The sequence below is a fragment of the Gammaproteobacteria bacterium genome (assembly GCA_022450155.1).
GTDB lineage: Bacteria > Pseudomonadota > Gammaproteobacteria > Arenicellales > UBA868 > REDSEA-S09-B13.
In genome coordinates, this window is the sequence record JAKUQR010000031.1 from 1 (window position 1) to 22,157 (window position 22,157).

At 55.6% G+C, this 22,157-nt stretch carries 27 protein-coding genes; 3 read left to right on the plus strand and 24 right to left on the minus strand.

Going from position 1 to position 22,157, the window contains the following annotated elements; translation table 11 throughout:
- From MK323_13435 to MK323_13520, 18 genes are all read right to left on the minus strand, one after another.
- A partial coding sequence (locus tag MK323_13435; GenBank protein ID MCH2483152.1) for a YeeE/YedE family protein occupies nucleotides 1-355 on the minus strand: 355 nt, incomplete at its 3' end.
- Nucleotides 356-477: 122 nt separating this feature from the next.
- Nucleotides 478-1,572, minus strand: coding sequence for a tol-pal system protein YbgF (gene ybgF / locus MK323_13440; protein MCH2483153.1), 1,095 nt, complete (start codon nucleotides 1,570-1,572; stop codon nucleotides 478-480).
- A 46-nt stretch (nucleotides 1,573-1,618) separates the two neighbouring features.
- Complete coding sequence (gene pal / locus MK323_13445; protein MCH2483154.1) at nucleotides 1,619-2,155, minus strand: peptidoglycan-associated lipoprotein Pal; 537 nt, start codon at nucleotides 2,153-2,155, stop codon at nucleotides 1,619-1,621.
- Between the two features lie 21 nt (nucleotides 2,156-2,176).
- Complete coding sequence (gene tolB, locus MK323_13450) at nucleotides 2,177-3,484, minus strand: Tol-Pal system beta propeller repeat protein TolB (GenBank protein MCH2483155.1); 1,308 nt, start codon at nucleotides 3,482-3,484, stop codon at nucleotides 2,177-2,179.
- A 10-nt stretch (nucleotides 3,485-3,494) separates the two neighbouring features.
- A complete protein-coding gene (locus MK323_13455; protein ID MCH2483156.1) occupies nucleotides 3,495-3,758 on the minus strand; it encodes a cell envelope integrity protein TolA in 264 nt (87 codons plus the stop codon).
- Nucleotides 3,759-3,929: 171 nt separating this feature from the next.
- The gene (locus MK323_13460) at nucleotides 3,930-4,250 is read right to left on the minus strand and encodes a hypothetical protein (protein MCH2483157.1); all 321 of its coding nucleotides are present in this window, start codon (nucleotides 4,248-4,250) and stop codon (nucleotides 3,930-3,932) included.
- 7 nt (nucleotides 4,251-4,257) lie between these two features.
- Nucleotides 4,258-4,680 (minus strand): protein TolR, encoded by a 423-nt coding sequence (gene tolR, locus MK323_13465; GenBank protein ID MCH2483158.1) that lies wholly within the window; start codon nucleotides 4,678-4,680, stop codon nucleotides 4,258-4,260.
- Between the two features lie 19 nt (nucleotides 4,681-4,699).
- The gene (gene tolQ / locus MK323_13470) at nucleotides 4,700-5,416 is read right to left on the minus strand and encodes a protein TolQ (GenBank protein ID MCH2483159.1); all 717 of its coding nucleotides are present in this window, start codon (nucleotides 5,414-5,416) and stop codon (nucleotides 4,700-4,702) included.
- A complete protein-coding gene (ybgC, locus tag MK323_13475; protein MCH2483160.1) occupies nucleotides 5,413-5,817 on the minus strand; it encodes a tol-pal system-associated acyl-CoA thioesterase in 405 nt (134 codons plus the stop codon). The genes tolQ and ybgC overlap by 4 nt, the downstream gene beginning before the upstream one ends.
- 115 nt (nucleotides 5,818-5,932) lie before the next feature.
- Nucleotides 5,933-6,985, minus strand: a complete 1,053-nt coding sequence (gene ruvB / locus MK323_13480) for a Holliday junction branch migration DNA helicase RuvB (protein ID MCH2483161.1) — start codon at nucleotides 6,983-6,985, stop codon at nucleotides 5,933-5,935.
- On the minus strand, nucleotides 6,982-7,578 hold the full coding sequence (gene ruvA, locus MK323_13485) for a Holliday junction branch migration protein RuvA (GenBank protein MCH2483162.1): 597 nt from the start codon (nucleotides 7,576-7,578) through the stop codon (nucleotides 6,982-6,984). Before ruvA ends, ruvB begins: the two co-directional genes overlap by 4 nt.
- 18 nt (nucleotides 7,579-7,596) lie before the next feature.
- Nucleotides 7,597-8,118, minus strand: a complete 522-nt coding sequence (ruvC, locus tag MK323_13490) for a crossover junction endodeoxyribonuclease RuvC (GenBank protein ID MCH2483163.1) — start codon at nucleotides 8,116-8,118, stop codon at nucleotides 7,597-7,599.
- 26 nt (nucleotides 8,119-8,144) lie between these two features.
- Nucleotides 8,145-8,888 carry a YebC/PmpR family DNA-binding transcriptional regulator gene (locus MK323_13495; GenBank protein MCH2483164.1) on the minus strand — a complete coding sequence of 248 codons (744 nt, stop codon included), beginning with the start codon at nucleotides 8,886-8,888 and terminating at the stop codon, nucleotides 8,145-8,147.
- A 29-nt stretch (nucleotides 8,889-8,917) separates the two neighbouring features.
- Entirely contained in the window at nucleotides 8,918-9,391 is a 474-nt protein-coding gene (gene nudB, locus MK323_13500) for a dihydroneopterin triphosphate diphosphatase (protein MCH2483165.1), read from the minus strand.
- Complete coding sequence (gene aspS, locus MK323_13505; protein ID MCH2483166.1) at nucleotides 9,388-11,196, minus strand: aspartate--tRNA ligase; 1,809 nt, start codon at nucleotides 11,194-11,196, stop codon at nucleotides 9,388-9,390. The genes nudB and aspS overlap by 4 nt, the downstream gene beginning before the upstream one ends.
- A gap of 50 nt (nucleotides 11,197-11,246) precedes the next feature.
- Complete coding sequence (locus MK323_13510; GenBank protein ID MCH2483167.1) at nucleotides 11,247-11,645, minus strand: zinc ribbon domain-containing protein; 399 nt, start codon at nucleotides 11,643-11,645, stop codon at nucleotides 11,247-11,249.
- 141 nt (nucleotides 11,646-11,786) lie between these two features.
- Entirely contained in the window at nucleotides 11,787-13,181 is a 1,395-nt protein-coding gene (locus MK323_13515; protein MCH2483168.1) for an MFS transporter, read from the minus strand.
- A 64-nt stretch (nucleotides 13,182-13,245) separates the two neighbouring features.
- A complete protein-coding gene (locus MK323_13520) occupies nucleotides 13,246-14,019 on the minus strand; it encodes an exodeoxyribonuclease III (protein ID MCH2483169.1) in 774 nt (257 codons plus the stop codon).
- Between the two features lie 57 nt (nucleotides 14,020-14,076).
- Here MK323_13520 and pyrE point away from each other — a divergent pair, with 57 nt between their 5' ends.
- On the plus strand, nucleotides 14,077-14,742 hold the full coding sequence (gene pyrE / locus MK323_13525) for an orotate phosphoribosyltransferase (protein ID MCH2483170.1): 666 nt from the start codon (nucleotides 14,077-14,079) through the stop codon (nucleotides 14,740-14,742).
- A 69-nt stretch (nucleotides 14,743-14,811) separates the two neighbouring features.
- Here the strand turns inward: pyrE and MK323_13530 are convergent, their stop codons facing one another.
- Nucleotides 14,812-15,930 carry an aminopeptidase gene (locus MK323_13530; protein MCH2483171.1) on the minus strand — a complete coding sequence of 373 codons (1,119 nt, stop codon included), beginning with the start codon at nucleotides 15,928-15,930 and terminating at the stop codon, nucleotides 14,812-14,814.
- Between the two features lie 13 nt (nucleotides 15,931-15,943).
- Here MK323_13530 and MK323_13535 point away from each other — a divergent pair, with 13 nt between their 5' ends.
- Nucleotides 15,944-17,200, plus strand: a complete 1,257-nt coding sequence (locus MK323_13535) for a multifunctional CCA addition/repair protein (GenBank protein MCH2483172.1) — start codon at nucleotides 15,944-15,946, stop codon at nucleotides 17,198-17,200.
- A gap of 23 nt (nucleotides 17,201-17,223) precedes the next feature.
- Here the strand turns inward: MK323_13535 and MK323_13540 are convergent, their stop codons facing one another.
- The 3 genes from MK323_13540 to MK323_13550 are packed head-to-tail and all read right to left on the minus strand — an operon-like array spanning nucleotide 17,224 to nucleotide 20,417.
- Entirely contained in the window at nucleotides 17,224-18,387 is a 1,164-nt protein-coding gene (locus tag MK323_13540; protein MCH2483173.1) for an acetyl-CoA acetyltransferase, read from the minus strand.
- 42 nt (nucleotides 18,388-18,429) lie between these two features.
- Nucleotides 18,430-19,227 carry an undecaprenyl-diphosphate phosphatase gene (locus MK323_13545; GenBank protein ID MCH2483174.1) on the minus strand — a complete coding sequence of 266 codons (798 nt, stop codon included), beginning with the start codon at nucleotides 19,225-19,227 and terminating at the stop codon, nucleotides 18,430-18,432.
- Entirely contained in the window at nucleotides 19,227-20,417 is a 1,191-nt protein-coding gene (locus tag MK323_13550; GenBank protein MCH2483175.1) for an SAM-dependent methyltransferase, read from the minus strand. The genes MK323_13545 and MK323_13550 overlap by 1 nt, the downstream gene beginning before the upstream one ends.
- 63 nt (nucleotides 20,418-20,480) lie before the next feature.
- Here MK323_13550 and MK323_13555 point away from each other — a divergent pair, with 63 nt between their 5' ends.
- A complete protein-coding gene (locus MK323_13555) occupies nucleotides 20,481-21,236 on the plus strand; it encodes a pteridine reductase (GenBank protein ID MCH2483176.1) in 756 nt (251 codons plus the stop codon).
- 13 nt (nucleotides 21,237-21,249) lie between these two features.
- On the opposite strand, the gene folK is transcribed toward MK323_13555, so the two are convergent.
- Together folK and folB are read right to left on the minus strand one after the other, a co-directional pair.
- Nucleotides 21,250-21,744, minus strand: a complete 495-nt coding sequence (gene folK / locus MK323_13560) for a 2-amino-4-hydroxy-6-hydroxymethyldihydropteridine diphosphokinase (GenBank protein ID MCH2483177.1) — start codon at nucleotides 21,742-21,744, stop codon at nucleotides 21,250-21,252.
- On the minus strand, nucleotides 21,745-22,098 hold the full coding sequence (gene folB, locus MK323_13565) for a dihydroneopterin aldolase (GenBank protein ID MCH2483178.1): 354 nt from the start codon (nucleotides 22,096-22,098) through the stop codon (nucleotides 21,745-21,747). It lies immediately after the preceding gene.
- Nucleotides 22,099-22,157 lie beyond the last annotated feature (59 nt).

Here is a 22,157-nt window from a genome sequence, read left to right on the forward strand (position 1 = left end):
GCAGTACCACCAGCGACTTTAGATTTCCACCGCCGGCACGTACCAGTGTTCTCTGCCCACAACCCCCACCAAGCGTCATGCCAACGCCAAACAAAAATCCCCCAATAATATGCTCACCAATCCCAAAATTCGTTGACAGATAGATCCAACCTATGGCCTGCAACAATTGACTCACCAGAAGCGCGACGGCTATGGCCAGTAACCAGGCACGCAGTCGGCGAAACGAACCCATGTTGATCCAGTCACTAATCACATCCATGGTGCAGTAGTGGGTCTTGTGGGCGACTATTCCAAACAGGAACGCGCCAAGAAAACCCCACAGGGCTACCTTATGAACAACCGACCACTCTTCCATTGTCATCCCGCCATTATGCCTGATACACAATCAGGTTAATCACCTTGCTGATTTTAGGATTTCGCCGTCTGCTTACCAACCCAGAAATTACTAATAGCCTCATAAACAGTACCGAACCAGAACTAGTTGCCTTCCCGATCCATCTTCTTAAGCCGCGCTTTGGCGTTAACCACTACCCTGTGATTTGGAAACGAGTTGAGGACAAAATTAAGCGTTTCCCGCGCCTTCATGTAAGCACCATACTCGTATTGAATGTAACCGACCTTCAGGTATGAGGCCGGTATCCGCGGACTGTCCATAAAACGATTGATAACGGTTTGAAACGCACCAAGCGACTGACTGAACTCACGGGTGACAAAACGGGCTTCCCCCATCCAGTACCAGGCGTCGTCGGTCAACTCACTATTTGGAAAGCGCTGTATAAACTGTGTAAAGGCCACCGCAGCATCGGCGTAACGGCTTTGTTTAAGCAAATCGAATGCGGTATCGTAGGTTTCTTCTTCAGAAACCGACACAGCCTTACTGACAGTTGTTGAATTTAGGGTCTGCCCTGACGTTACCTTCGTCTGGATGGCACTCCCCACGACGACCGAGTCCGCTATGTTTTCATCTGTATCGGTAGTCGCGTCTGCCTCAGCATCTGATGCATTGATACTGGAACCGGTAGTCTCAGTTTCTGAAACACCACTGCTTGGCTCACGAGTACTCTGGGATAGGTCAGCAGCCTGTGTAGGCTCGGTGGGTACCAGCGAGCTGGGAGCCGGCCCACCCTCTCCAGGCGTCGGCATCGACGCCGTGACTCTTTCTTCCTGGCGAAGTCGAGCGTCAAGGTCGTCATAAAGCTCGCGCTGGCGCCGTCTGAGCTTTTCTAACTCAAACGCCTGAATATCGAGCTGATTACGTAACGAACTGATTTCACGGCGTAAATCTTCAATCAGGGCTGCTGTTTCAGGACCAGAGCCGGTGAGCACCGCTGATGTCGGCGTGTCACCCCCGGAGACAACAGATATCAGGGGGGCCGAAGACTGCTCTTTTGTAGGAACACCAAATAACGACTTGGTCGTTTCCCATAGCGGCTGACAGTCCCCGCTGCGGGTGTTCTCTTCTTGCCCCTCGGGACAAGCTGCCCATGCGACGGACATATTCGCAGACAGGACCAAGGCGACCCCAAGCATCAGCCGACACGACGCGACTGCAGCGCGGGTACATCTTCTCATAGGAAATGCCGTGCCTGAACTAAACCCCGCCGCTAACCCGTACTACTCAATATAGGAGTTCAACACGGCGATTCAGCGACCAGGCGCTTTCATCGTGTTCCATCGCGACAGGCCGCTCTTCCCCGTAGGAAATACTGCGTATGCCATCCGGCATAACACCCATCATCTGGAACAACTCTGCCACTGCGTTGGCACGTCGTTCGCCAAGGGCAAGGTTGTATTCGCGCGTACCCCGTTCATCGGCGTGACCCTCCAGTACAACGGCCATTCCTGGATTTCCAGCAAGATATTCTGCATGCGCCTCAACAATACGTTGCGCTTCCGGTGTCAAGGCGTTGCTGTCGAATTCAAAGTAGATTACCCGGGTGCCAAGAGGGTCATCGAGGTCCAGAGTATTGTCCATGGTCGTGAGCACCTGAACTGAGCCTGAGTCATCTGAACTCAGCCCCGACGACGTTGCATCTGCCTGGAGATTGACGCTGGAGTCTTCGACTTCTGCTGAACCCTTTTTCTTGGTGGCCGCACAGCCTACCAGAACCACACTCAGTAATAGCACCAGAGAAAAATGAAAAATTCGTCGCATCCTGATAACCCTCCGTATTCGCTACTGTTTCCTAGAAGACCACGCGGGCTCCCGAACCTCTCCCTGGTGCAGCCTCAATATCTGTTTTATTCGTCCATCGGCTGACACCGCAGCAAGTACACCCTGATTCCCACGTTGGGTCGCGTACATAATCATGGCCCCGTTGGGCGAATAGGTCGGCGAATCATCTAGGGGACCGTCAGTCAATAGCTTAAGCTCATTGTTGCCCGTATAGAATACACCAATCTGGTCACCGTTTCCCTGATTTGTCACCATTACCAGATGTTTACCATTTGGGTCGTACGACGCTCCAGCATTCTCGCGCCCCTCCTTGGTCAAACGCTGAGCAGGGCCGCCGGCCGCTGAAATCCTAAAAATATGAGGTCTGCCACTGCGGTCTGAGGTAAAGACCAGGTGACGGCCATTGGGAGACCAGGCCGGTTCTGTATCAATCCCGGGATGTTTGGTCAGGCGTGTCAAGCGAGACGCCGCGACGTCGAAGATATAAATGTCGTGGTTTCCGTCCCGCGACAATCTCAGTGCGAGACGACGACCATCGGGTGACCAGGCAGGTGCACTGGCTGTGCCTTTTTCCTGAAGAAGCTTTCGCCGCTCACCGGTCTCCACGTTCTGTACCCAGATCATCGCACCGCTGGTTCGACTGGCAAACGAGACATAAGCCAGGCGCTTGCCGTCCGGCGCCCAGGCGGGCGACAGAATCGGGAAGTTTGTTCGTAGAATCTGCTGCGCGTTGTGTCCATCGGAATCTGCCACCATCAACTGGTATTGCCGGGTGTTACTGGAGTCTTTTTCGACCGTGACGTAAGCGATGCGGGTATCAAAGGCTCCAGGTGTACCTGTTAACGCTTCATAAATGTAGTCGCTCACCTGGTGTGCAACCTGGCGCAACTGGCTCGACCCTACAGTCCAACGATATCCCGCGAGTAATTTCTCTTTGAATACATTGTAGAGATAAAAATTGACTTCATAACGGTCATTACCGAGCTGGCTGACACGGCCGATCACCAGGGCCTCTGCTTTAATCAGGCGCCAATCCTTAAACCGAATCTGGTCTGGACCGCTTGGACGACTCAGAAAGTCGCCGGGTGGTAATGACAAAAATCGACCAGACCGGTAGAGATCGGCCGACACTATGTTGCGAATATCTTCGTTCGGTCTTTGCTGGCCCTGAAACTGAAAGGGTACCACCGCAATCGGGATACCGGTGTCCTGTCCTTGTGTGATTTCGATCGTAAGAATCGCCCATGTCGGCGCACTGAACAATCCAACTAACAGAGTAAGTACTCCAGCAATAAACACTTTGATCATTAAATGCACTCTAAATGTCCGGCTTAAATATGATCTGAAACTCCTGGTCTAGCCACTTTAAGAACCGGGGGTTGTCCGGGAATGGCAGCGGTGAAGCCTTGTAGACCGCGTTTTCCGCTGATCGACGGCATGTGTCGTCACCACTGTCTCCGACCACCTTCACAGCAGTCACCTCTCCACTGATGTTGACCTTAACCGAAATGGTCACTTCCTGACCACTACAAGCCAGGCGATTGCTCCAGTTTCCCTCGATCTTGCGCTTAATCGCGCCCACCAGACTGCCCAGTGCAGAATATGCGGCCTGTTTCTCCTGCTCGCGGGCCTCCTCGGCCTGACGTTTCTTCTTGGCTTTGGCCTTGCGCTTCTTTTCGGCTTCGGCCTTACGTTTCTTTTCGGCTTTGGCCTTGCGCTTCTTTTCGGCTTCGGCCTTACGCTTCTTTTCGGCTTAGGCCTTGCGCTTCTTTTCGGCTTCGGCCTTGCGCTTCTTCTCGGCTTCGGCCTTGCGCTTCTTTTCGGCTTCGGCCTTGCGCTTCTTCTCAGCCTCGGCCTTGTGCTTCTTCTTGGCTTCGGCCTTGTGCTTTTCTTCCTGCTCTATGGCCGACCGATCGATAACAATGGCCTTAACTGGCTTGGCGACACTCGGTTCAATGACTTGCGGCTTGAAGCTCAAACTCAAGCCCAATAACAGACCAAAGGCTACATGTACCAATACAGCCAGAATCACAGCTCGAACCGGGCGACTGAACTTGCGCACGGCTCGATTCACAACCGACTCACTCTCCAGTGGGGTCTGTTACCAGGCCTATACTCGGCACACCGGCCTGCTGCAGCAGCACCATGGCCTGAACAACCGCGTCATACGCCACTGCCTTATCTCCCTCCACCATGAACGGTGTCTTGGGATTATTGCGCAGCACAATGGCGGCTTTGATCCGAATCTCGTTGAGATCAGCAACAGGCTGCTTGTCTTCATTCAGATAATAAGCCCCATCACGATCGATACGAACCACAAACGGTTCACTTCGATCATCGACGACAGGCTTGGCATCCGCTGCCGGAAGATCAATAGTGACACCCTCCATCATCAACGGCGCGGTGACCATAAATATCACCAGCAACACCAACATCACATCGATGTAGGGTACGACGTTGATCTCGCTCATCAGGCGTTTATGCCGGTGTCTTGAGACCCGCATCAGTTGACTCTCCTATCTGTCAGGCTCGTCGGTTTATACCCAAAGCCTGCCGGTTCACGATACTTAGAAACTCTTCGACAAACACTTCGTATCTTGCGATCAACGATTCAGCATTACTTGAAAACCGGTTGTAGGCAATGACAGCAGGGATGGCCGCAAACAACCCCATTGCCGTTGCAATCAGCGCTTCGGAAATTCCCGGTGCCACAGTGGCTACGGTGACGTGCTGCAACGTACTGAGCGAGCGAAAGGAATTCATAATGCCCCATACCGTACCGAACAGTCCCACATAAGGGCTGGTGGACCCGACTGTGGCCAGAAACGACAGTCTCGATTCCAAGGTCTCGATTTCACGGCTGAGTCCAACCCGCATGGCCCGGTGAACGCCGTCAACCAGTTCAGCACGGTCTACAGTGCCATTACCCGCCAGTCGATTGTATTCGCGATAACCCGCGACAAATATGCTGGCCATTCCAAGGGGTTCTGCTTCCTCCTCGGTATAGCGCCGGTAAAGTCCATTGAGTTCACCTCCCGACCAGAATTCTGAATCAAAGTTGTCGGATTCCAAGCGGAGATTTTTCAGCGTCGACGACTTGGTGAATATCACCACCCAGGATGCCAGTGAGGCAAGTATCAGCAGAAGCATCACGAGCTGAACCAGCAGGCTGGCCTGCAGCATCAACTCCAGGATCGATATCGTGTCGTTACTGACTGTAACTTTGACCGCTTCGTTCATGCTGCTTGAGTTTCTCCCACAAGAGTTTCAGGCATCGCTCTGGGCTTCAGGGTGTCAACATCGACACAAGCGAGCCGAACCTGACCTGTACACAGCACGTCGCCAGCTCGCACTACGACTTGCTGCAACTCCACGCTGACCTTGCGCATCCGCCCTACGGCAACCGACACATCAAGATTGTCACTCAACCGGGCCGGTTGAAGGAAATCGAGCGTGATGGCGCGTACTGTAAACATCAGTCGTTCTGTATCCGCCAGCCTGGCAACATCGATCCCACGCGACCGCAGCCATTCGGTGCGGGCACGTTCCATAAATTTAAGGTAATTACCGTAATAAACAATCCCACCTGCATCGGTGTCTTCGTAGTAAACCCGAACGGGCCAGCTGAAATGCTCAGCCACTGCCTTCTGGTGCGACAGGCAAACATGATCCGGGGCTCACTTCGCTTTCAGCCCCATATTCGGCACAATGTCTGTCATCAACGTGATCAATTCCTGCAGATTTCATGCCATCTGCTTAATCCTGCGGCTCAAACAACGCACCCTGACCCGAATCCGGGGTTGGTGCTTTGAGACCAAAATGGGCCCACGCCGCTTTACCAGCCATGCGTCCGCGCGGAGTACGGACCAGAAAATCCGATAGAATTAAATACGGCTCGACCACATCTTCAAGCGTACCCCGCTCCTCTCCAATGGCTGCGGCCAGACTGTCCACGCCGACCGGTCCGCCGCCGAATCTTTCTATCACCGCCAGCAGCAACCGGCGGTCGAGCCCATCCAACCCTGATTGGTCGACCTCCATCATATCCAAGGCGCGGTCGGCAATGTCGCTGGTGATTCGGCCGTCAGATTTTACCTGGGCATAGTCTCGAACCCGCCGCAACAGCCGGTTGGCGATCCGGGGCGTGCCACGACTGCGACGTGCCACCGCCGCGACACCGGCCTGATCTACTTCTACCCCAAGAATATCAGCCGAGCGCTCAACGATCCGGCCCAGTTCCTCTGGGTCGTAAAACTCCAGACGCTGCACAATTCCGAAGCGATCCCGCAATGGCGATGTCAACAGCCCCACGCGCGTGGTCGCACCCACCAGCGTGAATGGCGGTAAATTGAGTTTTATCGAGCGAGCTGATGGTCCCTCACCAATCAAGATATCCAACTGGTAGTCTTCCAGCGCCGGGTAAAGAATCTCTTCAACAACAGGGCTCAATCTGTGGATCTCATCCACGAACAATACATCGTGGGGTTCGAGGTTAGTCAAGATTGCAGCGAGGTCACCGGCCTTTTCCAATACAGGTCCAGAGGTCTGGCGAAGATTGGCACCCATCTCGTGGGCAATAATATGGGCCAGTGTGGTCTTGCCCAGCCCGGGTGGGCCGAATACCAGTACATGATCCAGTGCTTCACTTCGATTGCGCGCTGCGCCAATGAATATCTCCAACTGCTCGCGCATTCGCATCTGGCCCACAAACTCATTCATGGTGACCGGTCTTAAATTGCGTTCGATCGCTCGCTCCTGAGTGCTATCGACGCCCTCGTCAGGTGATACGAGCGAATCTCGGCCCGTCATGTCCGCGCACCTGAAAGGCTGGCCAGCGCAGCCCGGATGAGTTCCTCAACACCTGCGCCATCGGATGCCGTACTGCGTATTGCGCGTGCAGCATCAGTCTGCCGATAACCCAGTGCGACCAATGCACTGACGGCATCGTGTTCCGGTGTCAGTGAGCGAGTCCCAACAAATGAAGGCCCACTCCCTTCGATACCGTCGAGTCGATCTCTAAGATCAACAATCAGGCGCTCCGCTGTCTTGCGACCGATACCCGGTACCCGTGTAAGCATGGCGGCATCGGCTGCGCTCACACACGTCACCAGGTCTTCAACCGTAAGACCAGAAAGAATCGCGAGCGCCACCCGCGGTCCGACCCCATTGACCTTAAGCAGGTATCGAAACACGTCCCGTTGCCGCTGCTCGGTAAAGCCGTACAACAGGTGTGCATCGTCGCGTACGACGAGGTGTGTGTGCAGACAGACCTCACTGCCGGCCTCCGGCAAGTTGTAAAAAGCCGTCATCGGCGCCTCCAACTCATATCCGATACCGGCGACATCAACGAGCAGTCTGGGGGGCTGCTTATAGACCAGTTTGCCGTGTACCTGTCCGATCATCATTCGGTCTCCAACCGTTCAGACAGACCGGTCGTCTGCCTGTTGTTGCGTCTTGGCCACGCGCTTTTCCACCTGTGCGGTGTGAATGTGGCATATCGCACAGGCCAATGCATCTGCAGCATCGAAGGGTAGTTTGCGATCCATGCCCAGCAGCACCCGAACCATATGCTGGACCTGCTCCTTTTCTGCCCTGCCAGTGCCGACCACAGACCGCTTGATCTCCAAAGCGCTGTACTCGGATACGGCGAGTCCGTGATTTACTGCCGCCAGCATCGCGCTGCCACGGGCGTGCCCTAGAATCAGTGCCGCATGCGGATTTGTAGCCAGGAAAACCCGTTCTATGGCCACCGACTGTGGCTGGCACCGGGCAATGGCGTCACCGACACCGCTGTAGATCACGGCCAGGCGTTCACCCAGTTCGCCGTCTCCCGCACGAATGCACTCGCTGTGCACATGGCGCAGACTCTGTCCATCGATCTCAACCACACCGACCCCGGTGACCCTGGAGCCGGGATCTATACCCAGTACTCTAATCGGCATCACGGCTGATTCGCGGGCGTCGCCACTCAACTGGCGAACACCATGTCCTCCGGGAAACTCGCATTGGTAAAGACATCCTGCACATCGTCCAGGTCTTCCAACGCGTTAATCAGCAGCATAACCTTTTCGGCCTCCTCTCCAGCGAGTTCGGTCTCACTCGTTGGCCGCTGCACCACCTCGACCACTGCCGACACCAACCCCGCTGCGGACATCTGATTTGTTACAAGGTTCAGTTCATCGGGTTCGGTGATCACCTCAACCGTACCGTCAGGACCGGTTTCAACATCCTGTGCGCCGGCGTCTACTGCCGCTTCCATGACCACATCTTCATCCACACCCGGCGGAAAAATCAGCAGCCCGACCTTGTCGAACAGGTAGGCAACCGACCCTTCAGAACCCAGGCTACCGCCGTACTTGGTAAAAGCATGACGAACCTCACTGACGGTCCGGTTGCGGTTATCGGTTGTACATTCCACCAGCACGGCGATCCCACTCGGGGCATAACCTTCATAGCGGACTTCTTCATAGGACACGCCGTCTAACTCCCCGGTACCGCGCTTGATCGCCCGGTCTACGGTGTCCCGTGTCATATTGGCACCAAGTGCCTTGTCAGTGGCGGTGCGCAGCCGCGGATTTGAAGTCACGTCACCGCCGCCAGCACGCGCGGCTACCGTAATCTCCCGAATGAGCTTGGTAAACAGTTTGCCGCGTTTTGCATCCTGCGCCGCTTTGCGAAACTTAATGTTAGCCCATTTACTGTGCCCGGCCATTGGGAGTTCTTCGTCGTCGTATTGCTGTTTCAGTCAGTCGCTGTGATTGCAGCAACGACACGCTCTAATGCATCCCGGTTCGACCATGACCATACCTTTGTAATCGCATCTTCGATCGGTAACCACAGGCTGCTCGAGTGCTCGGCATCAGACAATACAGGTTGACAAGGCTCTGACAACTCAAGCGAGAACAGATGCTCCTTGTTGTCGGACACACCTGGTGCATATCGATGACGATACTCCGGCAATATAGGAAAAGTATACGTGTGCTGCCAGTTGCGCCAGCCCGACAACGCTTTGATGCCAGTTTCTTCTTTAAGTTCGCGACAAGCTGCATCAGGTGGCGACTCGTCGGGCCATTTCAAGCTGCCGGTAATGGACTGCCAGAATACGGGACGAGTGCGTTTGAGCAACAGCGTCTGCCCAGTCACCGTGTAGACTACAATCAGCACTGACTCGGGTCGTTTGTGCGCAATCTCTGATCGGAGTGAGACCGCGCTCATGCCGAGTTCGAATCGGTTACCGGTGCTTGTGTTGCACGGAGCCGAATTCCAAGTTCGCGCAACTGGTTGCCCTCCACATCGCTGGGAGATTCCGTAAGCAGGCAGGAGGCTTTCTGCGTTTTTGGAAATGCGATCACGTCGCGAATGGATTCTTCTCCTGCCATCATGGCAACGATCCGGTCCAACCCAAACGCGATGCCACCGTGTGGTGGTGCCCCATAGCGCAGTCCGTCGAGCAGAAAACCAAACTTTTCTTCTGCCTCCTGCGACTCGATACCCAAGAGTTGAAAAATCCGCGCCTGCGTGTCCCTTCGATGATTACGGATCGACCCCCCACCGATCTCAGTGCCGTTCAGGACCATATCGTAGGCCCTTGAAATGACAGCGCCAGGATCTGTATCGAGCAGCGGTAGATGGTCCTCCCGCGGCGCCGTAAACGGATGGTGAAGAGATTGCCACTGGCCCGTATCGGAATCCTGTTCAACCAGCGGAAATTCGGTCACCCATAACGGCGACCAGCGTTCTTCTGCCATCTCCAGGTCATGGCCAAGACGAACGCGCAACGCACCCAGCGCATCGTTCACGACGGCTGCCGTGTCGGCACCGAAAAAGATCAGGTCGCCATCGATCACCTCTGTGCGCTTGAGGATCTCAGCGATGACATCATCAGGCAGAAACTTGAGGATCGGGGACTGTAAACCATCCCGACCTGCCGCAACCTGGTTTACTTTGATGTAGGCCAGTCCCTTGGCTCCGTAAAGTTTGACAAAATCTGTATAGCTGTCGATCTGCTGTCGACTGACCGAACCGCCACCTGGTAGCCGAAGGGCGGCGACCCGACAGCCCGGATCTGACGCAGGACCTGAAAACACCTTGAATTCGACATCCCGCAGCAGATCAGCCACATCGACCAGTTCCAGTGGAATTCGCAGGTCTGGCCGGTCGGTCCCGAAACGCCGCACTGCCTCGGCGTAAGACAACCGAGGGAACGGTGACGGCAATTCAATATCCAGCACACCTTTGAACAAGTCACGGATCATTTGTTCCATGGCTCCCATGACGTCGTCTTCACGGACGAACGACATCTCGATATCCAACTGCGTGAATTCAGGCTGACGATCTGCCCGCAGGTCCTCGTCACGAAAACAGCGGGCAAACTGGTAGTACCGTTCAAAGCCGGACACCATCAACAACTGCTTGAACAGCTGCGGAGACTGGGGCAGTGCAAAAAACTGTCCGGGATAAATTCGACTGGGTACCAAGTAGTCCCGCGCACCCTCCGGGGTAGAACGGGTGAGTACAGGCGTCTCTATTTCAATGAAATCCTGCAGTTCCAGAAAGTGACGCAAATTGCGGGTTGCCTGGTGACGCAAGCGTAGATTGCTCTGCATTCGAGAACTTCGCAGGTCCAGGTAGCGATACCGCAGCCGTACTGCTTCGCCGGTGTCATCATCGTCGACTTGAAACGGCAAGGGATCACTGGCATTGAGGATTTCAATGTCGTGTCCCAGAACCTCTACAGCTCCAGTGGGCAACTCGGGGTTTTCAGTACCTTCCGGTCTGGGCCGTATCCGCCCGGAGACCCAGAGTACATACTCATTACGCACCGCTTCGGCGATAGCAAACTGCGCCTGTCGATCAGGATCCATCACGACCTGAACAATTCCTGATCGATCCCGCAGATCGATAAAGATCACGCCACCGTGATCACGACGACGCTGAACCCAACCGCACAGACTGACTTCCTGACCGTTCAGCTCCGGCGTGATCGTGCCACACAACGCACTGCGAGAAACCCTGTTCATAAAAAGATTTTCAAGAGAAACTGAATCCGTGCAGGTTTTACCCTGAAAACTCAGTTTGTCGGCGATGCATTCTTGCTGCCACCCAACTTGGACCCGGTCGCAGTGGAATCAGAGGTGGATTTAGTGGACTCCGATTTGCTGTCAGATGACTTGCCGCCTGACGATTTAGTGTCACTACTGGCACCGTCAGCTGATTTACTGTCGCTGGATTTGCTCGAGGCGGACTGCTCATCACCGGCCTTGGTGTCTTTTGGTTTTTCCTTACCCGAATTCTTGAAATCGGTCTCATACCAGCCGGAACCTTTGAGTACAAAAGCGGCGACAGACACCTTTTTTCTAAGACTCTCTTCTCCACATTCGGGACAGAAAACCAGCGGGTCTTCAGACATCTTCTGTAACGCTTCAAGGTGATGGTCGCATGAAACGCAGGCATACTCGTAGATCGGCATGTCAAATCCTTCGGCTATAGCTGTCGTTTACCTTGCTGACGCAAGGCTTAAAAAACGTTCGTACAACCTTTTATTATAACCTTTGTTGGCTTAAGTCAGATCAATTGCGCGGCTGCGACAAGCCGCAGCTTGAGCGCAGTGCTACGCGCTTTTCCCAAACAATCGGACCTGGGCACCCGACAGCATATCGGCGAGTCTGTGCCGCAATATCCACAGGCACACCAGTGACGGGATGACCATGACGGCCGTCAACACAAAAAATTTGCCCCAGTCGCCATCGAGCCAATCCACCAGAGCACCGGACGACGAGGCAAACAATGTCCGTCCAGCTGTGCCAATCGAAGCCAGCAGCGCATACTGGGTTGCCGTGTAGGTGCGGTCGACCAGCATCGAAATAAAGGCAACAAAGGTGACTGTTGCAAATGCACCGGTGAGGTCGTCGAGCAGCACTGCGGCTGCAAACAAAACCTCCGAGCGACCGGACCAGGCCAGCCAGGAAAACATCAGGTTCGTCACTGCCATCAGAATTCCAGATACGAACATGGCTCTCACCAGCCCGATCCGAATTGCAAACAGCCCGCCAATCAACGTAAACACAACCGTGGTGATCCAGCCTATACCCTTTGAGTACAGCGCGATGTCTGATTTACTGAAACCCATTTCCGTGTAGAACACAATCGACATTCGCCCGAGAAACGCCTCACCGATTTTGAACAGGAAAACAAAAGCGAGGATAGCCAGGGCTATTGCAAATCCGTTGCGCCTGAAAAAACTGAGCAATGGGCCCACAACTGTTCCAACCAGCCAGGCCACAATCTGACCTGTCAGTCCACTGAGCGCCAAGTTTGAGGCGATAACGTTGTCCTGTTCTAATTGTTCAGCAACGCGCTCCTCGGGCGACTGTTCAGGAACAAACATCAGTGCGATGTTGCAAACAATGACAATCGCGCCCAATACGAGGAATGTGGTCTGCCAGTAATTTTCCATACCTGCAGACTGAAAAGCCTGTGCCGTATTGAGGGCAACGACCCCCCCAAGCTTGTAACCTGTCCACCAGCCCACCACAGCAATAGCCGCGCCGGCCGCCATTGAGCGACCTTCGCCCCGACCGATCTGCTCAATGCGCAACGCATCGATGGTGATATCCTGTGTCGCAGAAGCGATCGCGATGACCAGTCCGATCGCAATCACACCCCAGAGATTTGCTGAAGGGTCGACCAGGCTCCACCCCCCCAGACAGACCAGTATCAGCGCCTGAAGTGTCACGATCCAGGCCCGGCGATGACCCAGTCTAGGCGTGAGATACGGTACCCGAAGCCGGTCGATCAGCGGTGCCCACAGAAAGTTGAACGCGTACACGCCGAATATCAGACCGGCCCAGCCGATGGTACTGCGGCTCAGTCCATCTTCCTTGAGCCACAATGACAGACTGCTGCCAATCAGAACCCAGGGAAATCCACTGATGATGCCCAGCAGCAGAATGCGTGCCATCCGCCTTTCCAGATAGATCGAGAAGGTTTCGGACATTTTGGTCATCGGTGCTCTCCCCAGGGCTGTGTTGTCGACAACCGCTTTCCTGATTGAACGACGGTCTATCCGGTCAACCGTTCAGCCACCGTGCACTGTTTTTGTAATCGATGATCAGCGGTGCGTGGTCTGAAAACCGGTCATCGGTAAAGATCGAGGCCAGCTGGGCACGCGCGGCAATCGCGGGGGTTGCAATCTGGTAATCGATGCGCCAACCCACGTTCTTGGCCCAGGCCTGACCCCGATTTGACCACCAGGTGTATTGCTCGGGCCGATCATCCAGGTGCCGGAACACATCGACCATGCCCAGATCATTAAACAGCCAGTCCAGCCACGCTCGTTCATCGGGCAGAAAACCGGAATTCTTTCGGTTTCCGCGCCAGTTCTTAAGATCAATCTCCTTGTGGGCAATGTTGAAGTCACCACACAAGATATAGTCGCGTTCGCCGTTCATAAACCCTTTCAGCAGCGGCTCCATCTTTTTCATGATGCGATATTTGAAATCCTGGCGTTCATCGCCACTGGTGCCGGACGGCATATAGACCGATACCACGCTCAGTCGTCCGTAGTCGGCCTGAACCCAGCGCCCCTCCCGGTCGAACGCCTTCCAGCCCAGACCCTCGATCACGCGGTCGGGTTCTCTCCTGGAATAGATGGCAACACCGCTGTAGCCCTTCCGCTCGGCATCGACGTAGTAGGTCTGGTAGCCTTCAGGGCTGAATTCAGGTGCTTTTCGCTGTTCCGGCTGGGCGCGGGTCTCCTGCAAACACACCACATCCGCATCTTGTATAGGCAACCAGTCGAAAAACTGTTTCCGAGCGGCGGCTCGTATCCCGTTAACATTCAGCGTTATTATTCTCACCCAGGCGCCCCAGAATCGGTAATTGACCGCGTTAACCTTAAAATGACCCATAGAGAACAGCAATTCCTGCAATTTGCCATCAACAGCGGGGTCTTACGGTTCGGTGAGTTTACCCTCAAATCCGGCCGCGTCAGTCCCTATTTCTTTAACGCGGGCCTGTTTTGCACGGGTGCCATGCTGTCCCAGTTGGCAGGGTTTTATGCGGCTGTTTTATGCGAAAACGAACCTGACAATTTTATGCTGTTCGGGCCTGCCTACAAGGGCATCGTACTGGCCACGGCCACCGCGGCGGCGCTACACAACCAGTATGGGCGCAACGTACCCTTTGCCTACAACCGAAAAGAGGTTAAGGACCATGGTGAAGGCGGCACCGTTGTCGGTGCACAACTCACCGGCCGGGTTGTCATCATCGATGATGTGATCACTGCAGGTACCGCTATCGGTGAGTCGGTGGACATCATCGAATCGGCCGGCGCCCAGGCAGCAGCAGTGATTGTTGCACTGGACCGTGAAGAGATCGTTTCGGACCAAGGCCAGTCTGCAATCACGCAGATTCGTGAGCGCTACGGTCTGCCAGTCCATGTGATTGCCCGCTTCAGCACGCTGATTGAACACCTTCGCTCGGCACCGGATCTTAAACAACATCTCGATGCGCTGGAGGCCTACCGAAACCGCTACGGCGATCCAGGCACTGCCACCAGTACCTGACGATAGGGGCGTCAGACCCAGGTCACCCACAGCCACCGCTAAAAGCGCCAACTGGTATGGCCTGTAAGCCTACGGCAGGACTGCAAGGGCACTGCGGTAACCCTGCTTGGGCCCATCGGCGATACGCTCGACGGTGTTGTAGAAGGCTTCAAAATTCTGGTCCACCGCCTTAAAGAGTCGCCGAAAATCGGGTACCAGGTCATAGTAGGCACCAATTGCAGCAAGATGTGCGTTGTTCAGCGGTTGGGAAAACCAGGCGTCCCAGCCCGGGCCACCTCCACCCCTTGACCGCAGGTCCAGGTACGACTGCCGCAACGCAGCCAGCCGCTGCAATTTGCGTTGCGCCATGATCGAGGGACTCAGGCCTTCAGCATACACTGCCGCCAGCTGCGCCTGATGGGCTAGCACCAGTTTGATCACCTCGTCGCGCCTGCGGCTGCGATCTTCGAACGCATCAAAATCCGCCTGTCTGCCCGACCGCGCTAACCATCGTCGTACCCCTTCGTGTTCGACCAGTGTGGCAAAGGATTCATTGAACGTGGTGTCGTCGGTCACATAAATCACCTGATGGGCCAGTTCGTGGAACAGAAGTCCAGCCAGATCCTCTTCAGCCAAGTCCAGAATTGTGTTGGGCACAGGATCAGGCAACCACCCCAGGGTCGAATAGGTTTTGACGCCAGCTACACTGACATCGTAGCCCTTCTGTCTCATCTGCTCGGCAAACCTAAACGCCGCCTGACGGCTGAAATAACCGCGATAGGCGACGCAACCTGCGACTGGAAAACACCAGGTAACCGGTTCTGTCGAAAAAATCGGCGCCGCAAATACGTTCCAGAGCACATAGGGCTGTTGGACATCAACGAAACGGGTGTAACTCGCGTTATCCGGCAATGCGAGTTGCTCGACTGCAAACTGGCGGATCCGACTCGCCAGCATCAGCTGTCGACGGCGCGACGCCGACACACTTGGATCGCTGACCACGGAGTGAATCGGTTCACTCCGCCACAGTAACGAGATCTGCCCGCGCGCCGCTTGGGCGTAATACCCCGGCAAAGCGCAACCGGGCAACCCAAGCGCGATCAGCAGCAACAGCAGCACAGCACGTCCGGTACTTTTATTGCCATCGTTCGGGGTAAACCCTACCCTGCAAGGCATAATAGCGTTGATCTTTGTAATCAGTATTCCCATTAGCAGCCTGCGTATGACAGACCCGGCCGAACAACTCGAGTGCTATCTGGTCGGTGGTGCCGTTCGAGATCAGTTACTCGGTGATGCCAGCACCGACCTTGACTGGGTGGTGGTCGGTGCCAGTGAAGATACCATGCTGAAGCTCGGATTTTCACCGGTTGGCCGGGACTTTCCGGTTTACCTGCATCCCACAACCCATCAGGAGTATGCGCTGGCACGGCGCGAGAAAAAGACCGGCCCGGGGTATCGCGGTTTTGAGACTGCCGCATCCCCCGATGTCACGCTCGAGGATGATCTTTCCCGCCGGGACATCACCATCAACGCCATGGCCCGCTCCCGGCAGGGAATACTGATCGACCCGTGGGGGGGTGCGACTGACCTTGCAGCCGGCGTGCTAAGACACGTATCAGCCGCATTCACCGAGGATCCACTGAGGGTGTTGCGCGTAGCAAGGTTCGCGGCCCGCTACCACGATCGTGGGTTCGGCGTCGCAGCAGAAACGCTGGCACTGATGGAAAGTATGGTCACTGACGGCGAGCTGGGCACGCTCACGCCTGAACGGATCTGGCAGGAACTCTCGCGCGCACTGAACGAAGCCCAGCCGGCTGAATTTTTTCGCACACTGCGCCGGTGCGGCGCTCTGGGCGTTATCTTTCCTGAACTCGATGCTCTGTTCGGTGTGCCCCAACCCCAGGCCCACCACCCTGAAGGCGACGCCGGTATACACACCCTTCTGGTGCTCGAGCAAGCCGCCAGGTTGAGCACTAGCAGCAAGATCCGGTTTGCTGCCCTGGTTCACGACCTTGGTAAAGGCACGACGCCGCCGCAACACTGGCCAAAACACATCGGCCACGAAAAGCGAGGCCTGAAACTGGTCGGGAAGATGTGTGATCGACTGCGGGTGCCGGCGGATTATCGCCGGCTGGCACTGCTGGTCACCGAATACCACCTGCTGATGCACCGTCTCGATACGCTCAGACCTGAAACTGTGCTCAAACTGCTCAACCGACTGGATGCATTTCGCAACCCCGATCGGGTCGAGGATTTTGCGCTCGCCTGCGAAGCCGATGCGCGGGGACGTGGTACGGGTTTAGCGACAAATTATCCGAGCACCAAACTGCTCCAGGCCTATCTGCAGGCCGTGACGGCACTCAGTTTCGGTGATCTGGAGGGCAGCGCAACTGACGGCCGGGCGCGCGGACGGGAAGTCCGGAAACGTCGCCTGGCAGCGCTTGGTTCGGTCCAAATCGCGTGGCGTAATACCACTTGACGCAATGAATGAGTTGCGATTACTCAGTGCATCGCTTCAATAATGCTGCAATAGTTGGCGACCCCTGCGCCACCCATATTGAATACCCCCGCAACCGATGCTCCCGACACCTGCATGTCACCAGCCTCGCCCAGAACCTGCATAGCCGCCAATGCGTGCATCGATACACCGGTCGCACCAATTGGATGACCTTTCGCTTTCAGACCACCAGATACATTGACGGGCAGCTTCCCGTCTTTTGCAGTCCAGCCATCCAGCGCGGCCTGCGCACCACGTCCGCGTTCCGTCAGTCCCATAGCCTCATACTGCATCAATTCGGCCATGGTAAAACAGTCGTGGGTCTCGACCAGATCCAGGTCATTCAGCGTCATGCCGGCAGCCTGCAGTGACCCCTGCCAGGCTCGGGCACAACCATCCAAAAATGTCATGTCGCGCCGACTCATAGGCAGAAGATCGTTCACCTGGGTACTTGCTCGCAGCCTTGCGGCATGTTGTAGATCGCGAGCTACGTCTTCATCAGCCAACACCACTGCCGCCGCACCATCCGAGACCAAGCTGCAATCGGTCCGTTTAAGTGGTGCTGCCACCACCGGATTTTTTTCGGATTCGGTTCGGCAAAACTCATAGCCCAAATCTTTATGCAGTTGTGCCCATGGGTTGGCACAGCCATTGTGGTGGTTTTTTGCTGCAATGGTCGCTAATGCATCAGCCTGATCACCATGCTGGCTGAAGTAGTCCATCGCGATGTCTGCAAATATACCTGCAAACCCGTTAGCCACACCCGCCTCTTCCTTAAGATACGAACATGCCAGCAGCACACGATTGAGTTCTGGTGTGGGCACATTCGTCATCTTTTCCACACCGACCACGAGCACCACCTTGCCACGCCCTGCCGCAATAAAGTCCCTTCCCTGGTAAATGGCCGCTGATCCTGTGGCACAGGCGTTCTCGACACGGGTCGCCGGCTTGTAACGCAGTCCCTCAAAACCATTCATAACCAAAGAAGACCCGAAGTCCTGTTCATTCATACCACCGTTGAACCAGCCCAAAAATACGGCATCGACATCCGATGCGCCCACACCGGCGCTTACCAGTGCCTCTCCGGTAACTTCCAAAAGCATTGATTCGACATCGTCTTCTCGTCGTCCAAATGGGATGTGTCCCCACCCTACAATTGCAGTATTCATATTTCCTCCAGACAGATTATTTCTATAACCCAATTCAGCAATCTACCAGAACCAGAAAAATATCAGCACCCCAAGTGCCACTCTGTAGATCACAAACGGCAAAACACCCACGCGCTCAATAACCCTTAGAAATCCGGCGATGACAGCGAGTGCACTTACCGCCGCGACCAAAACACCAACAGCAAACACGACCCAGTCGACCGGCACCGCCGATTGACTGAGGTCACTCAGCTTCAGTGTGCCTGCCGCCACAATTACTGGAATAGACATTAGAAACGAAAACTGGGCTGCGTCCGAGCGACCTAAACCCAGCGCCAGGCCAGCACTCAGCGTAATACCCGATCGCGAGGTGCCCGGCACCAGCGCGATCGCCTGGGCGATGCCGATCAGCAGGGCGTGGTGCCACTTGAGGTCGTCAAGGGTGATCGTCCCGCGTCCTTTGGCATCAGCCCACCACAACACCAACCCAAAGACTAAAGTGGTGAAGCCAATCAGGATCGGGCTGCGGAGCAAACTCTCTATGACATGGCTCAACAAGGCGCCAGCGATCAGCGCAGGTCCGGTCGCGAGCACCACCAGCCAACCCAGACGCCCCGCTGATGTCACACGACCGCCGATGACCTGCTGATACCAGCCACACAGAATCTCCAGCACACGCCGGCGAAAATAGATCAGCACCGCAACCAGCGTGCCCAGGTGAACGGCAACGTCGAAGGCAAGGCCTTGATCGGGCCAGCCTAACCATTCTGACACCAGGATTAGGTGCCCAGAACTCGATATCGGCAAGAATTCGGTAATGCCCTGAACCAGGCCGAGGCCGACAGCCTCGTTAAAGCCAATCACAGGGCCATCCGTCGATCGCGCAGGGAAAAGCCCAGCAACGGTGTGTCAATGTGCTTGACCATCGCCAGTGCCTTGAAAGACTCGCCCATCTCTGATGAGAGTGTCAGCTGTTTGAGTTCCGCACTCAGTTTCGGATCCACTGGACCGGATGACGCATCTGCTACCAGATCAAGGACTCCAGTGGACAGTAAAAATGCCTCCTGGCTGGTGAATCCGGCGATATCAAGCCCTGCCACCTGACCTGCGGCTGCAATGGCGGAGAAATCGACGTGCGCAGTCAGATCCTGCAGACCGGGATATAAGAAAGGGTCCATATGGGCACGGTGCTGGTAGTGACACATCAGCGTACCGTCCGAACGTTCGGGATGATAGTACTCGGCGCCAGGATAGCCATAATCCATCACGAGTATCAGCCCAGTATCAAGAAGCCGCCCCACCGTCTGCATCCAGGCCGCGGCGCTGGGATTTACCTCGCTGGTGTAGTCCGCTACCAAACCGTACTGCTTAACCAACCGATCGATACGCCCGTTCTGCGCAAGATCCCGCTTCCACGACCAGTCAAGATGTCCATTACGCTCTACCACCCCAGCAGTCATATGTCCCTCTGCGGCAACCCGAAAGCGTATGACCGGCATCGCGTCGAGGACTTCGTTGGCCAGAATCACACCGCGGAAACCAGATTCCGGCAGCGTATCGAGCCAGCGGACCTTGACCGGGTTCTGCTCGATCTGACCGGCCAGTGTCTGTTGCTGTTGCGCACGCAGTGCTGGGCTGACTTCCACAATAAGATACTCGGCCGGCAGCCTGTCACGCTCAGCCAGCTCAGCAAGCACGGTCGCAGCCAGAACACCACTGCCGGCACCAAATTCAAGCAATGATCCGCCATCCAACTGGGCCAGTACCTGTGTCGCCTGGTGGGCCACGCAACGACCGTAGAGGGATCCCAGCTCAGGCGCAGTCACAAAATCTCCCTGCCGACCAAACTTCCGGGTACCAGAAACATAATACCCCAGACCCGGCTCGTACATCACCAGCGCCATATAGCGGTCAAATGGCAGCACACCGCCACAACGCTCGATCTCAGTGTGTACTCGTTCAACGACGCGAGCACTGTGTGCCAGGGCCTCTGGATCGGGTTCAGGCCACGGTTTTTTCGGCCATTGATTAGAGTTTGATACCACGGTCATACACCTTAAGTGCCGAGGTTGTTACTATCACGCCATTGTAACCGCCGTAGGGTGAGCCAAAGCATGAATGCGAACCGCAAATCCCTTGAACACAAGGTGGCTCTGATCACGGGGGGAGCTCGCCGTATTGGAGCCTGTATCGCCCGCACCCTTCATCGCGAGGGGTTGAATCTCGTGATTCATTACCACGGGTCTGCCGAGGCGGCACGAGAACTGCAGGCCGAGCTTCATCATCATCGACCTGATTCTGTGCTGCTTGTCGGCACAGATCTGCTGGATCCGGCAAAAATTGAGAAACTGGTGAGCCAGGCCACCCACGAATTCGGACAGCTGGATGTATTGGTCAACAACGCGTCGAGTTTTTACCCCACCCCCGTCGGCAAGACCACCGACGCGCAATGGGAAGATCTAATCGGCGTGAACCTTAAAGCGCCGTATTTTCTCTCTCAGGCAGCGGCAGGTCCACTGACAGAATCCGGCGGCTGCATTATCAATCTGGTTGACATTTATGCCGAGCGACCCCTCAAAAACCACCCGGTTTACAACGTCACCAAAGCCGGCCTGATCGGACTCACCCGTGCACTGGCGCGGGAACTCGGACCCGCAGTGCGCGTTAATGCCGTGGCGCCCGGCGCAATCCTGTGGCCAGAGGGCGACGTCGATGAGATTGCCCAACAACGCCTGATCTCACGCACACCCCTTAAACGGGCGGGCAACCCGACTGACATCGCCGAGACCGTGTTGTTTCTGGTTCGAGATGCAGAATTTCTGACCGGGCAGGTCGTGAATGTCGATGGGGGCAGATCGATTGTGCCTTGACAGGCGTTGACTGTCAGGTCAGGTCAAGGTCGATTTCCTTAAGCAGAACCGTACTGGTTTTTCTCATGCGGGTCCACATCGATGCATAGCGTTCTTGGGTCACCGGGTGTCGATCATCCGGCAACAGCCAGCTGAGCGGCATGAGCACGTAGGGGTGCTCGAGAATTTCACCGCGGGGTAGGTCGACACCTTCTCCATGCAGTACATGGTCGCCATAGAGCAGCAGGTCAAGGTCTAGTTCCCGCGAATCGAGCCGATCGCCTTGTCGGGTTCGTCCCTGGTTCGCCTCGACGCCGTGCAGAAAGGTCGTCACTTCTGCAACGGTTTGGGTTGTCTCAAAGCTAACGACAAGATTGTAGAAATCCGGCCCTGTGAATCCAACTGCCGGATTGGAATAAACCGGTGACATCCGCAATGCCCCGTAGGCACGCCCCAGCGCTGCCAGGGCAGCTTTTAAGTTGTTCTCCCGGTCGATATTGGTGCCAACGCTGATCACCACGCGGACCATTCAGCGCTCACCCCGCTCAACCACAACGCCCACATCTTTTGACCCTGTGACCGCACCGGGTTTGTTCACCCGCACCCGGCACCATTGGCAGCCAAATTCACCCAGCAGGATATTTGCGATATCTTCTGCAAGGCGTTCGACCAGATTGGCCTTGACGTCCTGAACATGCGCTGAGACCCGTTTGGCCACATCCTTGTAACTCAGTGTGTCACTCAAATCGTCGCTGGCTGCGGCTTTTGCAATGTCCCACCCCATGTCCAGATCGATCACAATTTTCTGCGTAATCCGACGTTCCCACTCCCAGACACCGATCACACAATCTACTTCCAGGCCATGGAGAAATATGATGTCCACAATCGGTTCCCGCCAGATTTATCAATCGCCAGATTATACTGGTGCCTGCCGCTGCTGAA

Coding starts and splice junctions, on each gene's coding strand:
- ruvB (MCH2483161.1), bottom strand. CDS start 6,985: ATGACGGGCCGAGATTCGCTCGTATCACCTGACGAGGGCGTCGATAGC.
- ruvA (MCH2483162.1), bottom strand. CDS start 7,578: ATGATCGGACAGGTACACGGCAAACTGGTCTATAAGCAGCCCCCCAGA.
- MK323_13550 (MCH2483175.1), bottom strand. CDS start 20,417: ATGACCGTGGTATCAAACTCTAATCAATGGCCGAAAAAACCGTGGCCT.
- MK323_13495 (MCH2483164.1), bottom strand. CDS start 8,888: ATGGCCGGGCACAGTAAATGGGCTAACATTAAGTTTCGCAAAGCGGCG.
- pyrE (MCH2483170.1), top strand. CDS start 14,077: ATGACCCATAGAGAACAGCAATTCCTGCAATTTGCCATCAACAGCGGG.
- pal (MCH2483154.1), bottom strand. CDS start 2,155: ATGCGACGAATTTTTCATTTTTCTCTGGTGCTATTACTGAGTGTGGTT.
- tolB (MCH2483155.1), bottom strand. CDS start 3,484: ATGATCAAAGTGTTTATTGCTGGAGTACTTACTCTGTTAGTTGGATTG.
- ybgF (MCH2483153.1), bottom strand. CDS start 1,572: ATGAGAAGATGTACCCGCGCTGCAGTCGCGTCGTGTCGGCTGATGCTT.
- MK323_13515 (MCH2483168.1), bottom strand. CDS start 13,181: ATGACCAAAATGTCCGAAACCTTCTCGATCTATCTGGAAAGGCGGATG.
- MK323_13535 (MCH2483172.1), top strand. CDS start 15,944: ATGACAGACCCGGCCGAACAACTCGAGTGCTATCTGGTCGGTGGTGCC.
- MK323_13555 (MCH2483176.1), top strand. CDS start 20,481: ATGAATGCGAACCGCAAATCCCTTGAACACAAGGTGGCTCTGATCACG.
- MK323_13510 (MCH2483167.1), bottom strand. CDS start 11,645: ATGCCGATCTACGAGTATGCCTGCGTTTCATGCGACCATCACCTTGAA.
- MK323_13530 (MCH2483171.1), bottom strand. CDS start 15,930: ATGGGAATACTGATTACAAAGATCAACGCTATTATGCCTTGCAGGGTA.
- folK (MCH2483177.1), bottom strand. CDS start 21,744: ATGGTCCGCGTGGTGATCAGCGTTGGCACCAATATCGACCGGGAGAAC.
- tolQ (MCH2483159.1), bottom strand. CDS start 5,416: ATGAACGAAGCGGTCAAAGTTACAGTCAGTAACGACACGATATCGATC.
- MK323_13540 (MCH2483173.1), bottom strand. CDS start 18,387: ATGAATACTGCAATTGTAGGGTGGGGACACATCCCATTTGGACGACGA.
- ruvC (MCH2483163.1), bottom strand. CDS start 8,118: ATGCCGATTAGAGTACTGGGTATAGATCCCGGCTCCAGGGTCACCGGG.
- nudB (MCH2483165.1), bottom strand. CDS start 9,391: ATGAGCGCGGTCTCACTCCGATCAGAGATTGCGCACAAACGACCCGAG.
- tolR (MCH2483158.1), bottom strand. CDS start 4,680: ATGCGGGTCTCAAGACACCGGCATAAACGCCTGATGAGCGAGATCAAC.
- aspS (MCH2483166.1), bottom strand. CDS start 11,196: ATGAACAGGGTTTCTCGCAGTGCGTTGTGTGGCACGATCACGCCGGAG.